16 protein-coding genes, 1 tRNA gene and 2 pseudogenes are annotated in these 14,739 nt (G+C 40.1%); 14 read left to right on the top strand and 5 right to left on the bottom strand.

Annotated features, from left to right (window positions below):
* Window positions 1-75: 75 nt before the first annotated feature.
* Entirely contained in the window at window positions 76-1,398 is a 1,323-nt protein-coding gene (locus ACT3QQ_RS09935; RefSeq protein ID WP_444527887.1) for a valine--pyruvate transaminase, read from the top strand.
* 50 nt (window positions 1,399-1,448) lie between these two features.
* On the opposite strand, the gene ACT3QQ_RS09930 is transcribed toward ACT3QQ_RS09935, so the two are convergent.
* The 3 genes from ACT3QQ_RS09930 to hisB all read right to left on the bottom strand — a co-directional run bounded on the left by ACT3QQ_RS09930 (window position 1,449) and on the right by hisB (window position 3,247).
* Window positions 1,449-1,838 carry a hypothetical protein gene (locus ACT3QQ_RS09930; protein ID WP_444527886.1) on the bottom strand — a complete coding sequence of 130 codons (390 nt, stop codon included), beginning with the start codon at window positions 1,836-1,838 and terminating at the stop codon, window positions 1,449-1,451.
* 99 nt (window positions 1,839-1,937) lie between these two features.
* Window positions 1,938-2,582: an imidazole glycerol phosphate synthase subunit HisH gene (hisH, locus tag ACT3QQ_RS09925; RefSeq protein ID WP_444527885.1), complete on the bottom strand. Its 645-nt coding sequence runs from the start codon at window positions 2,580-2,582 to the stop codon at window positions 1,938-1,940.
* Window positions 2,582-3,247: an imidazoleglycerol-phosphate dehydratase HisB gene (hisB, locus tag ACT3QQ_RS09920; protein ID WP_444527884.1), complete on the bottom strand. Its 666-nt coding sequence runs from the start codon at window positions 3,245-3,247 to the stop codon at window positions 2,582-2,584. Before hisB ends, hisH begins: the two co-directional genes overlap by 1 nt.
* A gap of 391 nt (window positions 3,248-3,638) precedes the next feature.
* Between hisB and ACT3QQ_RS09915 the strand changes: the two genes are divergently transcribed.
* Entirely contained in the window at window positions 3,639-4,061 is a 423-nt protein-coding gene (locus ACT3QQ_RS09915; protein ID WP_444527883.1) for a hypothetical protein, read from the top strand.
* Window positions 4,062-4,184: 123 nt separating this feature from the next.
* Window positions 4,185-4,260 (top strand) — tRNA-Phe (locus ACT3QQ_RS09910).
* A gap of 110 nt (window positions 4,261-4,370) precedes the next feature.
* Here the strand turns inward: ACT3QQ_RS09910 and ACT3QQ_RS09905 are convergent.
* The gene (locus tag ACT3QQ_RS09905) at window positions 4,371-4,721 is read right to left on the bottom strand and encodes a hypothetical protein (protein WP_444527882.1); all 351 of its coding nucleotides are present in this window, start codon (window positions 4,719-4,721) and stop codon (window positions 4,371-4,373) included.
* Window positions 4,722-4,927: 206 nt separating this feature from the next.
* Here ACT3QQ_RS09905 and ACT3QQ_RS09900 point away from each other — a divergent pair, with 206 nt between their 5' ends.
* The gene (locus ACT3QQ_RS09900) at window positions 4,928-5,428 is read left to right on the top strand and encodes a DUF4385 domain-containing protein (RefSeq protein WP_444527881.1); all 501 of its coding nucleotides are present in this window, start codon (window positions 4,928-4,930) and stop codon (window positions 5,426-5,428) included.
* A gap of 127 nt (window positions 5,429-5,555) precedes the next feature.
* Window positions 5,556-6,239: a phosphoglycolate phosphatase gene (locus ACT3QQ_RS09895; protein ID WP_444527880.1), complete on the top strand. Its 684-nt coding sequence runs from the start codon at window positions 5,556-5,558 to the stop codon at window positions 6,237-6,239.
* A gap of 50 nt (window positions 6,240-6,289) precedes the next feature.
* Here ACT3QQ_RS09895 and ACT3QQ_RS09890 read toward each other — a convergent pair.
* Window positions 6,290-6,736, bottom strand: a pseudogene (locus ACT3QQ_RS09890) (ATP-binding protein); the annotation flags it as partial.
* Between the two features lie 140 nt (window positions 6,737-6,876).
* On the opposite strand from ACT3QQ_RS09890, the gene ACT3QQ_RS09885 reads away from it, so the two are divergent.
* From ACT3QQ_RS09885 to ACT3QQ_RS09845, 9 genes and pseudogenes are all read left to right on the top strand, one after another.
* Complete coding sequence (locus tag ACT3QQ_RS09885) at window positions 6,877-7,521, top strand: TnsA endonuclease N-terminal domain-containing protein (protein ID WP_225736915.1); 645 nt, start codon at window positions 6,877-6,879, stop codon at window positions 7,519-7,521.
* On the top strand, window positions 7,514-9,664 hold the full coding sequence (locus ACT3QQ_RS09880) for a Mu transposase C-terminal domain-containing protein (RefSeq protein ID WP_192523537.1): 2,151 nt from the start codon (window positions 7,514-7,516) through the stop codon (window positions 9,662-9,664). Before ACT3QQ_RS09885 ends, ACT3QQ_RS09880 begins: the two co-directional genes overlap by 8 nt.
* Window positions 9,664-10,563, top strand: coding sequence for a TniB family NTP-binding protein (locus ACT3QQ_RS09875; protein ID WP_444527879.1), 900 nt, complete (start codon window positions 9,664-9,666; stop codon window positions 10,561-10,563). The genes ACT3QQ_RS09880 and ACT3QQ_RS09875 overlap by 1 nt, the downstream gene beginning before the upstream one ends.
* Window positions 10,563-11,726 (top strand): TniQ family protein, encoded by a 1,164-nt coding sequence (locus ACT3QQ_RS09870; RefSeq protein ID WP_192523539.1) that lies wholly within the window; start codon window positions 10,563-10,565, stop codon window positions 11,724-11,726. Before ACT3QQ_RS09875 ends, ACT3QQ_RS09870 begins: the two co-directional genes overlap by 1 nt.
* Complete coding sequence (locus ACT3QQ_RS09865; RefSeq protein WP_192523540.1) at window positions 11,677-12,558, top strand: hypothetical protein; 882 nt, start codon at window positions 11,677-11,679, stop codon at window positions 12,556-12,558. Before ACT3QQ_RS09870 ends, ACT3QQ_RS09865 begins: the two co-directional genes overlap by 50 nt.
* 336 nt (window positions 12,559-12,894) lie before the next feature.
* On the top strand, window positions 12,895-12,999 hold the full coding sequence (locus tag ACT3QQ_RS09860; protein WP_192523541.1) for an excalibur calcium-binding domain-containing protein: 105 nt from the start codon (window positions 12,895-12,897) through the stop codon (window positions 12,997-12,999).
* Window positions 13,000-13,001: 2 nt separating this feature from the next.
* Window positions 13,002-13,352 (top strand): hypothetical protein, encoded by a 351-nt coding sequence (locus tag ACT3QQ_RS09855; RefSeq protein WP_192523542.1) that lies wholly within the window; start codon window positions 13,002-13,004, stop codon window positions 13,350-13,352.
* Window positions 13,353-13,430: 78 nt separating this feature from the next.
* Window positions 13,431-14,072, top strand: coding sequence for a TnsA endonuclease N-terminal domain-containing protein (locus ACT3QQ_RS09850; RefSeq protein ID WP_192520017.1), 642 nt, complete (start codon window positions 13,431-13,433; stop codon window positions 14,070-14,072).
* Window positions 14,062-14,739: pseudogene (locus ACT3QQ_RS09845) on the top strand (hypothetical protein); the annotation flags it as partial. The gene ACT3QQ_RS09850 and the pseudogene ACT3QQ_RS09845, both read left to right, overlap by 11 nt.

Here is a 14,739-nt window from a genome sequence, read left to right as displayed (position 1 = left end):
CATTTGCTATACTAGCCTAACTTTTATCAATCAAATTTTTTCTTATACATTCCTCCAAAACAGCACGGTAGTCTTATGAAATTCTCAAAGTTCGGTCAAAAATTTACCCAGCCCACTGGCATCTCACAATTGATGGACGATCTAGGCGACGCACTAAAGAGCGATCAGCCAGTCAACATGCTGGGCGGTGGTAACCCTGCCAAAATTGATGCCGTCAACGAGCTATTTCTAGAGACTTATAAGGCGCTTGGTAATGACAATGACGCAGGCGTGCCCAATAGTAGCGCCATTATCAGCATGGCGAACTACTCTAATCCGCAAGGGGATGCGGCATTCATCGATGCCTTGGTTGGCTTCTTTAACCGTCATTATGATTGGAATCTGACAGCAGAAAACATCGCCCTGACCAATGGCTCACAGAATGCGTTTTTCTACCTGTTTAACCTATTTGGCGGCGCTTTCACTAATGAGAAGAATGAGTCTATCGACAAATCCATTCTACTGCCATTGACCCCTGAGTATATCGGCTATAGCGACGTGCATGTCGAAGGTCAGCATTTCACAGCCGTACTGCCACATATCGATGAAGTGACTCATGATGGCGAGGACGGCTTCTTTAAATATCGTGTAGATTTTGACGCATTAGAGAACTTGCCAGCACTACAGGAAGGTCGTGTCGGCGCGATTTGCTGCTCACGCCCGACCAACCCGACTGGCAACGTACTGACCGATGACGAAATGGCGCATTTGGCCGAGATTGCCAAACGCTATGACATACCGCTTATCATCGATAATGCCTATGGCATGCCCTTCCCTAACATCATCTACTCTGATGTCAATCTAACATGGGACGACAATACGATTCTATGCTTTAGCCTATCTAAGATTGGCCTGCCCGGCATGCGTACTGGTATTATCGTGGCGGCTCCTGAAGTCATCGCTGCCGTTAGCTCGATGAATGCCGTGGTCAATCTAGCGCCGACGCGTTTTGGTGCCGCGATTGCCACGCCATTAGTAGAAAACGACCGTATCAAGCAGTTGTCAGATGACGATATCAAACCGTTTTATCAACAGCAGGCGAGCCTAGCTGTGAAGCTATTAAAAGAAGCTTTGGGGGATTACCCACTGATGATTCATAAGCCTGAAGGCGCGATATTCTTATGGCTATGGTTTAAAGACTTACCGATTACCACGGTTGATCTATACGAACGTCTTAAAGAAAAAGGTACACTCATCGTACCAAGTCAGTATTTCTTCCCTGGTGTCGATGTCAGCGATTATCAGCACGCGCATGAGTGTATTCGTATGAGTATTGCGGCTGACGAGCAGACGCTGACTGATGGTATTAAAGTGATCGGTGAAGTGGTACGTGAGTTGTATGATGAAGCCAAAAAATAAGATTGGCTGCTAAAATAATAAATTCAAATAGCAAAACAAAAAAACGGACTTTAATAGTCCGTTTTTTTGTGGCGTTTGGTCAATGAAGTCGATTTGTTGGTTGGTCGAAATATGGTCGTCCATTTGTTTAAGCCATACAACACATAAGATAGCATGCAAGTGTTGATCAAATCACGGATACTCGCGAGTATCTGGTCACGGCTTAAGCCTGTCAAGCCTAGCGACTCAATCGTCTCTCGACTGTCCAAATACTCACCCAACAGCGCAATACAAGTCACAACGATCAATGCGATAAACGATCGAATACCTTGGCTTTTTATGATAGGTCGCAGCAGCACTAGACACAGCAAATACACACCGACACCGACATAGATATGTAAGGCATCTTTCGCCAGTCCTGTCGCTTCGATAATACTCATTTTAAAGGCGGTAAAATCCACGATATATTCCAAATATAAGCGAGCATAAAAAAGGCAGATTATACAATTGATAATCTACCTTCTACTACATTAAATAGTCACTTCACGTTTATCAACTGCTTACACATTCCACTCTACAAAGTTCTTAAGCAGTTGCAAGCCCGCAGTATGACTTTTTTCTGGATGGAACTGGGTGGCAAATAGATTGTCTTGGATCACACTGGCACAGAACGGTTGACCGTAATCACATACCGCCGCCACTTGTGAGGGATCGGCAGGCTCACAGTAATAACTGTGTACAAAATAGAAGTGCGCATTGTCTTCGATACCATCCCAGAGCGGATGATCAAAATCCATACCGCTAATGGTGTTCCAGCCCATGTGCGGTACTTTTATCGTCGCGCCTTGCTTGTCTTTCCACGTAGGGTCAAACGCTTCTACCGTGCCGTTTAAGATACCCAAACAGTCCGTGCCACCATTTTCAGCTGACCGATCAAACAACGCCTGCATGCCTACACAGATGGCCATAACGGGCTTGTTAAATACAGCGTCGCGTATGACCTCATCAATGCCTGCCTCGTGCATACCAACGATACAGTCACGCATTGCACCCACACCAGGAAAGACAATCTTGTCTGCCGCCGCGACGACTTTTGGATCATTGGTGATAGAGACTTCTGCTCCGACTACCGATAGGGCTTTGCTAGCAGAGTGCAGGTTGCCCATACCATAATCTAATAGTGCTACTTTAGTGACTTTAGCCATTAAAACGCCTCTTTGGTCGATGGCAAGGTGTTTAGCGCACGCTCATCATATTCACAAGCCATACGTAACGCACGAGCAAAGGCTTTAAAGGTTGATTCGATTTGGTGATGGCTGTTTTTGCCTTTGAGGTTATCCAAATGCACCGTCATCCATGAGTGGTTGACGAACCCATAGAAAAACTCACTAAATAGATCAACATCGAAATTACCCACATGCGAGCGTGTAAAAGGAATGTCCATATGCAGACCTGGACGGCCTGATAGATCAACAACCGCACGGCTAAGCGACTCATCTAGCGGCGCATAAAAATGCCCATAACGACGGATACCTTTTTTGTCGCCCAGCGCCTTGTTGAATGCTTGTCCCAGCGTAATACCAGTGTCTTCCACACTATGGTGATCATCAATAAAGGTGTCGCCATTACATTTAATCTCTAAGTCAAACAAACCGTGACGCTTGATTTGATCAATCATATGGTCCAAAAATGGTACGCCAGTATCGACCACGCCTTTACCCGTACCATCTAAATTGACGGTACAAGTGATTTGCGTTTCGGCTGTATTACGCTCAACGGTCGCGATACGTTCAGGGCGACCATATAGGTTTACGTTTTTTGACTCATTTTGCTCAGGTGTGGCAGCAGTCGTCGTTGCATTGGCTGTCATGGCTACTCTCTATCAGTTTTTTATCAGTGAAAAACGGTCAATGAATAAGGCAAAAATATGCCCAAAATATTTTACTAGTGTCTGGGTCCGCCCCTAGCAAAAATGTATTAGAAAATGATATATACAAAAGATATCAACATATTAGGGTTTATATACCCTACATATTACATAACCTCATCATAGCAAACCCTAACATTTACTGCCACGACCAAGCGGTAAACCACGCACAAAATTACGTCATTCTGCTAAAATAGTGTGTTCAGTATTATCAATCATAACTCGCACTGACTTTAAAGACCTTTACTTGCGGCACTACACGCTATGACACCGTGCTGTGTCATGTCATACTGCTATTTTATGTGATAAAAACCATCTGTTTATAGGAACTGCTATGCCTTTAGAAGCGATCGCCATTAATAGTTTGGATGCGCCACTTATCAGAAAACCTGCTCGCGACAATGAACTGTCAGAGCGCTTGCAGGCGTTATACGATAGCGATGATGCGCAGCCTGATGGTCTAGAAGTACTAGATATCGTTAAGCAAGGGTTTCAACGTGGACAGTATCTCTATGTCGGTATGTTCAATGACAAGCCTATCGCTGCGGTCGCCTGTTTTGATGATGGGCAAACCAATGCTAAGCGTCTGCAATATCTCACCGTGCATCCAGAGAACCGTAAACGTGCTATCGATGCCAAGTTTATTAAACTGGTCTATGATTGCGAAGTTAAAAAAGGCGTACGTGAATTTGTCCCTGCGGACGCTGATATTCATCGCATCATGAGCGAGTACGAACTATTACGTGTAAAGGACTAAATCGAGTGCTAAAACGGTTAATTTTGCCAATATCTGATTATTTATCGTCTTTTATCAGATATTATGCAAAAACAGCTTGACAGAAGCGCGTATATTTAGTTTAATAGCGACCTCAACGAAGACGGCTCGATAGCTCAGTAGGTAGAGCAACGGATTGAAAATCCGTGTGTCGGCAGTTCGATCCTGCCTCGAGCCACCATTCGTTAATAGAATTCTAAAAGCCCTGAACAGCGATGTTCGGGGCTTTTTTTATGAGCAATTTTTACTGTATTCTTTAGCGTTCATTCTATCCATGCACTTCTCTTATTCCTATAGCCGACCACGCAAGAGTAAATCACAGCGCTCACGCGAGTCCAAGTCATAGATAGTCGCGCGGTAATCAATACCATGACGCCCTTCAAAAAATATCACTCGATCACCCACTGCTAAAAAACAAGACGTGCGCGCATCGTAGATAAAGCCATCTATCACAAATGCCAAATCACGATCTATCTCGCGTACCGTATAAGCTTCACCTTGTGGGACTAAACGTTCAAACCACGCGCTATGAGCAGTCGTATTGGCTAGTACGCTTATTGTTAGCGACAGCCATACTGCCGATATATTGCTAGGTAATAAAAAACGGTTCGGCTTCGTGACACTTATCTTATTTCTGAACATAACATTTCTCGTGGCATTGTATTCATCACACTAATAGCTTTCATACGTCTCAAAGCTAACTTTATCATAACCATTTTCACTTATCGCTTTTGATGCCAAACACTTACTGTCACGGTTGTATAACATTTCTATCCTGTTTTCTAAACAGCTTGGCTCAGTATACTCAATAACCATATATGAGTAGATAAAAATAATAGGTCATAGATATGAGAGAGTTTGATTACGACTTGGATTATAAGCATTTAGATTTGCGCGCTCAGCCTGAGTTGTACCGTGTCGGTCGCGGTGAGCAAGGCGTATTACTGGTAGAGCCTTATAAGTCTGAGATTCTACCCCATTGGCGGTTTGCGACTCCTGACATCGCCCGTGAAAGCAGTGAGGCTATCTATCAGATGTTTTTAGATTATTTGGCTGACGATGACTTCGTTGGTGCAGATATGGCGCGCAAGTTTATTCAAATGGGCTATACCCGCGCTCGTCGTTATGCCAATCATAAAGGCGGCAAAAAATATAAAGGCGCGGTACCTGATGATAAAAAAGGTCAAAGCGGTGCACATGGTCGCGAAGAGTTGCCACGACAAAAAGAAGACCCAGTCAAAGCAGAATCAGCACGAATTTTTAAAGTTAAATGGGATGAGTGCCGAGAGAACGAAGATTATCTAAGAATGAAAAAAGAGCATCGTGAACGCTACAAAGATGTTGAGTAGTTTTTAATGCTCAAGAGACTAGATACAACTGATAATTAAATTGACTGGCCTCAGAACGCTACTGTGCTAAGGTATGGCACAGTATGCTCAATATAATAAATATAACAGTATCCAATAGTGAGGAACAATGAATAAGCAGCTTTTAATTTTTGATTTTGATGGAACGCTCATTGATAGCGTGCCTGATTTGGCTGATGCAACCAACGCGATGCTAACCACACTTGGTAAAGAGACTTACCCTATTGGTACGATACGCAACTGGATAGGAAATGGTTCGCGATTACTCGTGGAGCGCGCTTTGGTTGGTAAAGTAGAAGTAGCAGACGGCGAACTCACGATCGAGGAAGCCGATCACGCAGAGCAAATATTTTTTGAAGCTTATAAGAATCTCAGTGGGAGCAAAACGGTTGCCTATCCAGATGTCGATGACGGACTCAAAAAATTGCACGAAGCTGGCTATACACTCGCCTTAGTCACCAATAAACCTATTCGATTTGTACCGAAGATATTGCAGTCATTTTGCTGGCAAGATTTATTTAGTGAGGTAATGGGCGGTGACAGTTTACCTTTCAAAAAACCAGATCCTACGCCCTTGCTACATGTCTGTGAAGTTCTTAACTTTAGTGCCGAGCAGGCAGTTATGATTGGAGATTCTAGAAACGATATGTTGGCTGGTCAAAACGCCAACATGAACACGCTCGGTCTGTCTTATGGTTATAACTACGGGCAAGATATTCGCGAATTAAACCCAACTGAAGCATTTGACCACTTCACTGACTTGGTTGATTGGATTATGAAACATAGAGTCTGATCTATAAACAATCTATCGAATCATCATGATGCAACCTGCTCAAACAAAGGCTATGCTTTACTGCGATAGCTCAGCGCCTCAGATATATGGGCGCTGTTGATATCGGTACTGTTGGCCAAATCTGCGATTGTACGCGCAACCCGCAATACTCTGTGATAGCCACGCGCAGACAAATTCAAACGCTGCTGAGCAAGTTGCAACAACTGCTTTTCATTGTCGCCTAGCTGGATATATTCATCAATTTCGCTAGGGCTAAGCTCATTATTAACCTTTTGCTGGCGCTGCATTTGATGCTGATGCGCAACGACTACGCGAGCCCGTACTTGTTCTGACGTTTCACCTACCTGACTGTTTTGCAAATCAGCAATCGGTAATGCAGGTACGGTAATATGCAAGTCGATACGATCTAAGAGAGGTCCAGATAATTTGTCTTGATAGCGTTTGATTTGCTCAGGCCGACAACGACATCGTCCTGATGTATTGCCGTCATAGCCACATGTGTAATAATCCCAAATTACTGGCACAATACCCTTCAATATCACCTCTTTTCTATTCCAATACCTACCAATTAAATGACAAACATATACCAAATAGCTGTCATAAAATTTAATAAATGCTAAATAAGCGACAAATTATTATGAGACAAATGCGCAAAATAAAACCGACTAGAATGAGCGTATCAGGAAGAATTCCATATAAAGGCAGATCATTACCTTATGAATCAACTTTAGAACGCGATTTAATCACAGTTCATGCCTTTCGAGAAGACGTGGAGGATATAGTTGCTCAACCAATTACTATACCCTTCGTCAAGAATGGTATTACTTATAAGTACACCCCTGACTTTTTTATCAAGTTCGTAGAAGGCTCTGGTAAGCCAAATATGATTATTGAGGTTAAACCACATGATCTATGGCAGGCGAACTGGAGAGACTGGTCAGATAAGTGGAAGACGATGCAGCGCTACTGTAAAGACAATGGTTATGTATTTCATATCTATGATGAGAGTCGTATCAAGAATACAGCTTTAGACAATATCAATCTCTTAATGAAGTTCAAAAACTCTGCAATCGAAGAAGAGGATAAGGAAGCGGTTTTAAAGCAGGTTAGGCTTATGGGTACAACTACCATAGATTACCTATTAACCCGTTTTTACATAGGCTCTTTCTTGCGAAATCACGGATTACGAGTAATTTATCATTTACTTGCTACTAAACGATTAAAATTCAATTTATTCCTTAAAATTAATGACTTAACAGAGGTATGGGTGGATTATGAATAATAGTAGAATTATAGAAGCTGATTCATCTATCTTCGACAGGCATTTAGATGATTTTCAAAAACTAGGTATCGATGTAGATACAATAAATGAGTCAACACCAACAACGAAAGGGTATGGTTTCATGATTGACCATGATGATGAGGGTTTAGATAGATTTGAAATCAGGCGTGGACGTATTGATTTGCGTAAAGGAAAAACCTATCTAAATAAGTCTGATAATAAACACTATGAGCTAGTCGAGTACTTAAACGAGAGTACAGAGGTCGTAGTTCGTAGTGTTGAAACGGGTAAAACCAGTATTGTTAACATACAAAGTTTGTCAAATATTAAAGATCAGAATAATGATCATATCAATGTCGATATCAGTGCTATTGGCGATGAAGAGTGGCAAAAAGCACAGTCGAAGTTTGAGGCGATCAAACCTATTATCAATACTGAGCATAGCCATAATCATCGAAAATTGATAATGAAACGCTCAAAGGAGATTAATGTTTCAATTCGTTCATTATACCGCTGGATTAAGCAGTATCAGGCTGTTGGTTCTATTGCAGGACTGGTAGAGAAAAAGCGAGGTTGGAAGGAAGGTGACTCACGTCTAACCAAGGCTCAGGACGATGTTATTCAAAGAGCTATAAAAGCATTTTATTTGACTAAGCAAAGGGCTAGTTTAGAGCAGACTTATCGTGAAGTTTTTCGACTTTGCTCTATGGAGAAAATCGATAAACCAAGTAAAAAAGCTATTAAATTACGCATTGATCAAATTTCAGAGTATGAACAGCTTAAAAAGCGTGGCCAAATAGAGCAAGCTAGAAAAAAATTCAAACCCACGCCTCATTCTTTTCCTAACGCAGATTACCCATTGAGCGTGATTCAAATAGACCATACACCTGTTGATTTGATGCTAGTCGATAACGAACACCGGAGATCCATTGGTAGACCATATTTGACACTAGCTATCGATGTCTATAGCCGAATGATTACGGGGTATTATTTATCATTAGATCCACCGTCAGCAACCTCAGTTGCAATGTGTGTCGCAAGAAGTATCTTACAAAAAGAAAGCCTTTTACTTGAGCATGGTATTGATCATACAGAATGGCAAGTGTATGGCTATCCCCAAAAAATACACGTTGATAATGGTGCTGACTTTCGATCAAACACCTTGGCTCGTTCGTGCGAAATTCATGGGATTAACCTTGAATTTAGACCAGTAGCAAGACCTCAGTTTGGTGGACATATTGAACGTCTCATTGGTACGTTTATGAAAGAGGTTCATGGCATCAACGGTACAACATTTTCTAATATTAAGGAAAAAGACAATTATGACTCTGAAAAAGAAGCAACACTTACCTTAGATGAATTTGAGGTTTGGCTTCTTACCTTTATAACCAAGGTTTATCACAAGCGAATCCATAGCACTTTAGGGCGAAGTCCTACGGAAAAATGGTATCTAGGTATTCATGGAGATGGTGAAAGCATTGGTACAGGCTTACCATCATTACCAGAAGACTCAAAAACCTTACTATTAGACTTCATGCCAAGTTTTGAGCGAACCATCCAGCATTTTGGCGTGACTATAGACTCCTTACGCTATTACGACCCCTGCTTAAATATTTTTATTAACGCCAAAAATAAAGATGGAAGTAAGAAACACTTCTTATTCAGACGTGATCCAAGAGACATTAGTAAAATTTGGTTCTACGATCCAAGTTTACACCAGTACTTTACAATCCCCTTTGCTAACCAGCAGCTACCAAGTATGAGTCTGTGGGAATATAAACAGATTCGTAAGCAGATTTCTGATAAAGGGAATGAGTATATAAATGAACATCAAATTTATGAAGCTTTAACCGAGATGCGAGACTTAATCGAAGATTCTTCTAAAAAAACGAAGTCTGCTCGTAGACAAGCGCAACGTCAAAAGACACATGCAAAAAGTCAAACTATCGTAGCCAAAACAATAATGGCGAGTAAAAGAAACAATGCCAATACTAGCAGCGATCTAGAACCGACTAACAGTGATGATATTCAAACAAACTTACAGCCATCAATACAAGCTTCTAAAAAACCTGAAAAGAGTGTCGTTGAACAAAATGGTCTACTTCTAGATACGACTGATTTTGATTTTGGAGATATTGAATAATGAATGAAATTATCACTGATAACAAAACGTCTTACCTCCATGTATATAAAGATTTCCGTCATCTTGTAGAATATTCTGATGACGATCGATTAGATTTTATTAACGAAGCTCGCTGGGGCAATTATGAGGTAGCAGACAATATAATTTTAGAGCTAAACGGACTTTTGAGGTTCCCAAAAAGACTAAGAATGCCTAACCTTTTAATAGTCGGTGATTCAAATAACGGCAAAACCAGTATTGCTCATCGTTTTTTTAGAAAACATGGCATGCCAATCGAAGAGAATGGCATTTTAGTCAAGCCTGTTATTTTTGCAAATGCTCCTTCAAGCACTAATGAAAAAGACCTCTATATGTCTATTCTAGAGGCACTTCATATGCCCTATAGAACGAAAGATTCAGCATCTTCATTGCTCTATCAAGTACTTCATTTATGCCGCGAGTATCAAGTCAAAATGATCATGGTTGATGAGCTTCATTCATTACTTACAGGTACACCAAGACAGCAACGTCAGGTAATGAATGCTTTGAAGACATTATGCAATGAATTACAGATACCGATTGTCGGTATTGGAACGCAGGATGCGAAACGTGTACTACACACTGATCCTCAGCACGCTAGTCGATTCGATATCGTAGAAGTCCCTCTTTGGAAATTAGATAAAAGATTTCAAGAATTACTTTTTCGACTCGAAAGTGTTTTTCCGCTTAAGAATCCATCAGAATTGCATCAACCCAAAACTGCTGCCCTTATTCATGCCGTTTCAAAAGGAAATTTAGGCAATATTCATAGGCTTCTGTCAGTTTGCGCCAAAGATGCCATTCTTAGTGGCACAGAACAAATTACCGAAGGCATTCTGACTAAAAATAAAGATGTTCGCTCAACCGAAGGACTCAGGTAATGGTTAGCGTAAAACCATTACCCGTTGCTACGCCTCTTTTAGATGATGAAAGCATAAGCTCATGGTTACTACGGGTATCTTTAAATCAAGGCTGCGACCTTTCTACAATTCTTTTTTATCACTGGTCTAAATACAATTTGCGTCATCATGATTTTGATAAAGGCTTTAATCATATTAATAAGCAAATACATCAAGATATGGCTGTACTTGCTCAAACTGATACTAAATTTTTTGATAATAGAAGCTTGATACAGTTCAATGAAGATATTGGATTAGAGTATCGACCAAATATTAGCCTTACTTGGGTGTTACCTATTCCCAAATTTCATTCTAAAACGATGGTAGGCCATCAATATTGCGCTCAATGTATGCAAGAGGACAAAAGTGCGTATTTGAGATTAAAGTGGCGATTTAGTTGGATTGTTTACTGTGAACAGCACTTAATTTCACTACAAAGTTCGTGTTCTAGCTGCGGATTGCCGTATCAACCACATTTGATCAAAGCGAATCACCGATTTATCAATAGATGTCCTCATTGTCGAGAAAAGCTAAGCGCTGAAGCAGTAAATCAACTTTTATGTACAGATGCTTATGAGTTTCAACTGAAGGCTGAACAAGTATTGAGCGCTAATCAAGCAATAGTTTTTGGACATTCAATAACTTCTGGTGACTGGTTTGAGCTGACATTATTTTTCATCAACCTCATAAGAAAGAGTACTTTAGAAAAAGAATTAATCTATAAAAATTTAGTAGAAACCCTTGGTATATGTGGTATCGATGGTCTTAGGCTAAGCAAAACTAGAACGGGGCTAAAGTTTGATTACTTATCCTACGAGGAAAGAGTAATGCTTATCGCCTACGCCAACCAGATGCTCAAAATAAAATTTGATGACTGGCTATTAGCTTGTAAGAAAAATAATTTAACGCAAAATAGCTTTAGGTTGGGTAAGCGACCTATCATACCAAAAGCCTTTTTACCTATCTACAATGAGCTTCCTTCAGCTGTAAAGCGTCAAATTAAAGCAAACAGGATATCTGCTAAACCTAAGTCAGCAAGGGCAGTTAATAATTCTTGGGAAAGAATGCAATTACGAATTGAGAAGTTGAAAATATATGATAAATCAAAACCCAACAAGAGAGCTAGAAGAGCAACTAAGTCATAGTATATTCCAAAGCTACACTGATTTTAGTAAATTTCTTCGTAGTCGGACGGGCAAAAGAAACTTCGTTGCCCCTGCATACAGGTTTGATGAGTTTTTCAAAGAATGCGACTTACAATGGGGCAAGATACCCTCCTATAAGATTATAACTCACACCTTTGATAATCACTTTGTCCAAAAAAATATGCCTGTACTTGGATGGCTTTTAAAAACTCGTCAAATCTTTGTCGATGATACAACAGAGCAAATTATTATTTCACAAGCAGCTATCCAAGAAATGTTCGTCGCCTTTGATGGTGATCCACCAAGCATACTGCAAGAATACTTACTTTTTTTGAATCAAAGACAGAAGCGTCGTCAGAGTAAGCCAAGTTCTGTTAGAACGGTCTTTCAACCCATAATTAGTTTATACCACCACTATGGCTTACAAGGCTGCCAAAAGCCGTCACAAGCTCAAATAGATAGGTACTTGATCAAGAATAAGGGACATATAACGGCTATGATTTCTTTTGTTCAATATTTAAACAATCATAGCCAGTTTAATCTCGTTTGTAAACGGGCATCTAAGCAAATACCAATTAAGCCAGCTTATAGAATAGTTGGAGATAAGGATCGGCAAAAATTTGAGAAGCGATTTATAGCACTAGCTATGTTAATCAGGCCGTTAAGCGATAAGGAAAAGATTCAGTGGATCAATTATGGTATTAGGTATTTTCATCGATTCCTCATCAGTATAAGAACGCTATCAGATGTAGATATCAAGCCATGTGACGAGTATGAGAATTTAATGCTAGTTCAATACGACAACAAACAATTTGCATTACCTAAATTTTAGTTAATTTTCAATAACTTGAATATGAGAGACTGCATAAAAATGCTTATTCAACGTTCAAGACTAAAGTTTACATATATAATATGTGTTCTTATTGAACAAATATAGAGTTTCTAGTGTAGAAGATAATTCGCCTTCTCTAGAAATTCTTATGGAAGGGTTTTATTTATGAAAAAATTAATTTTAGCAACAGTAATATCTGTCTTTGCAATGTAGTCAAACGGCACTGTTACTACTACTGATAATCCGTTTTATAATGCAGCTGAGGTTAATCATCCTCTGTTTGCTAAGGGCGCTGGTGGATCGCAAGGTAAAGGCTTACCGCGTGTTTGTGGTCAGATGGTTAGTTGTGAACAGGCCAAGCAAGCACTCAAGTGCGGTAATACCAGATTAGACCGCGATAAAGATGGTGTACCTTGTGAATCTATCTGTCCGGGCGGTTAAATATGAACCTACTTATTAAAGGTTTATGTTTAACTATCGCTGCTTCCTTAGTGGGATGCGGTGGTGGTTATGACGAGCTTCCCCCCAATCCTTCTGGCGTCATTGAAAGTAGCTCAGGATCTAATAATAGCGATAGTAGTGGAGATGACGGTGATAACGCCGTTAAGTGCTTTGAGGCTAACGTTCTAAACATCACAGGTATTCGTGTTATTGATGGTGACACTGTTGAGGTCACTCCATTGTCAGAGCAAAGTGAGCGCTGTCACTTCCCATATACCATGTCAATTATCCACCAAAAAATCTTCTCTTCAGAGAAACTTTACCATCAAACTCTGTCACTATTTTACGACTAACCTTGTCAAAAAGGTTTTTCTTATCGATAAACCTTGTCAAAAAAGAACATAATACACTTACTACCAAAGGATTTTTATATGAAACAAGTTCGTAAAATTAAACCCACCTACAGAAGTATATCGGGCCATTTCGCTTTTATGGGTGAGTCAATAGCTTATGAATCTACTTTAGAGCGTGATTTTTTACGCTATCAGACTTTCAGAAAGGAAGTCATAGACATAGTGCCACAGCCAGTCTCTATTCCCTTTAAGAAAAATGGTCGTACTCACTCTTATACGCCAGACTATTTTGTACAACTTTCCGAGGACCACGGTAAATCAGTAATCGTTGAGGTTAAACCCAAATTAGAATGGCAAGAGAATTGGCGTGATTGGTCAGATAAATGGAAGGCAGCTATCAAGTATAGTAAAGATCAAGGCTTTAGATTTGCAATTTATGATGAAGATAGAATTCATCATCTAGCTTTTCACAACATCAACTTCTTGAGAAAGTACAAGAATTTATATGCAGCTCCTGAAGAAGTTAAAGCGGTGTTGGCAGATCTAGAACTAAGAGATAACACGACTGTCGAATACATCTTAGAAAGATACTTCAAAGGTGATATTTATCGCCCTAGAGGTCGTCAGTTTATATGGTATCTGATGGCGAATAAGCTAATTGGATTTGACGTTTGGAACGATATACGTAGTGAAAAAGTGGAGATTTGGCATGCCGAATAACATGAAGAACTTAACCAATATGACTCGTGAAATTTTTTACGAGCGTCAACCTGAACGTAGTTATGTTCAACTTGCTCTAGGTGGTGTTTATACAAATAGGCAAGACAAACAAGACTACCAATTAATTGAATTCATGGATGATATGAATCAGGCTTTATTTAAAAAGCTATCTAATCAGCGCAATAAAGTTATGAGTATCCATGACTTTCAAAATATTGTTGATACTAATAATGTGACTATTAAGTTTGATATCAACGAAGTCAGTGATGATGACTGGAAAAAGGCGCATGAAAGATACATTGCTATTAAGCCACTTTTAAACTCAACCTCTATAACGCTTGATGAACGCGCTAGTGAGGTGGATGTATCTGCTAGAACTTTACGTAGGTGGCGAGACGCATATTTGTCAGCCAACTCGATAGCTTCTCTCATCGATAGAAAAAGTGGCAGAAGAAAAGGGGACAATCAACTGAAACCGCATGTTGAAAAGTTGATTCAAGATGTTATTAACGAACATTTCTTAACGATACAACGCCCTACCGAAGAATCAACTATTCGTGAAGTACTTAAAAGATGTTATGAGCTAGGTATTGATAAACCCAGTAAGAATACTATTCGCAGACGAATTTCACAAATCAGTGAAAAGAATTACTTAAGAGGACGAGGT

This window comes from Psychrobacter sp. AOP7-A1-24 (assembly GCF_052376235.1).
Classification (GTDB): domain Bacteria; phylum Pseudomonadota; class Gammaproteobacteria; order Pseudomonadales; family Moraxellaceae; genus Psychrobacter.
This window is presented reverse-complemented; position numbering and strand designations above follow the sequence as displayed.

Bases quoted from the DNA above. Each gene is read 5' to 3' on its own strand.
- ACT3QQ_RS09935 (WP_444527887.1), top strand. From the start codon at position 76: ATGAAATTCTCAAAGTTCGGTCAAAAATTTACCCAGCCCACTGGCATC.
- hisH (WP_444527885.1), bottom strand. From the start codon at position 2,582: ATGGCTAAAGTCACTAAAGTAGCACTATTAGATTATGGTATGGGCAAC.
- hisB (WP_444527884.1), bottom strand. From the start codon at position 3,247: ATGACAGCCAATGCAACGACGACTGCTGCCACACCTGAGCAAAATGAG.
- ACT3QQ_RS09915 (WP_444527883.1), top strand. From the start codon at position 3,639: ATGCCTTTAGAAGCGATCGCCATTAATAGTTTGGATGCGCCACTTATC.
- ACT3QQ_RS09905 (WP_444527882.1), bottom strand. From the start codon at position 4,721: ATGTTCAGAAATAAGATAAGTGTCACGAAGCCGAACCGTTTTTTATTA.
- ACT3QQ_RS09900 (WP_444527881.1), top strand. From the start codon at position 4,928: ATGAGAGAGTTTGATTACGACTTGGATTATAAGCATTTAGATTTGCGC.
- ACT3QQ_RS09895 (WP_444527880.1), top strand. From the start codon at position 5,556: ATGAATAAGCAGCTTTTAATTTTTGATTTTGATGGAACGCTCATTGAT.
- ACT3QQ_RS09885 (WP_225736915.1), top strand. From the start codon at position 6,877: ATGAGACAAATGCGCAAAATAAAACCGACTAGAATGAGCGTATCAGGA.
- ACT3QQ_RS09880 (WP_192523537.1), top strand. From the start codon at position 7,514: ATGAATAATAGTAGAATTATAGAAGCTGATTCATCTATCTTCGACAGG.
- ACT3QQ_RS09875 (WP_444527879.1), top strand. From the start codon at position 9,664: ATGAATGAAATTATCACTGATAACAAAACGTCTTACCTCCATGTATAT.
- ACT3QQ_RS09870 (WP_192523539.1), top strand. From the start codon at position 10,563: ATGGTTAGCGTAAAACCATTACCCGTTGCTACGCCTCTTTTAGATGAT.
- ACT3QQ_RS09865 (WP_192523540.1), top strand. From the start codon at position 11,677: ATGATAAATCAAAACCCAACAAGAGAGCTAGAAGAGCAACTAAGTCAT.
- ACT3QQ_RS09860 (WP_192523541.1), top strand. From the start codon at position 12,895: ATGGTTAGTTGTGAACAGGCCAAGCAAGCACTCAAGTGCGGTAATACC.
- ACT3QQ_RS09855 (WP_192523542.1), top strand. From the start codon at position 13,002: ATGAACCTACTTATTAAAGGTTTATGTTTAACTATCGCTGCTTCCTTA.
- ACT3QQ_RS09850 (WP_192520017.1), top strand. From the start codon at position 13,431: ATGAAACAAGTTCGTAAAATTAAACCCACCTACAGAAGTATATCGGGC.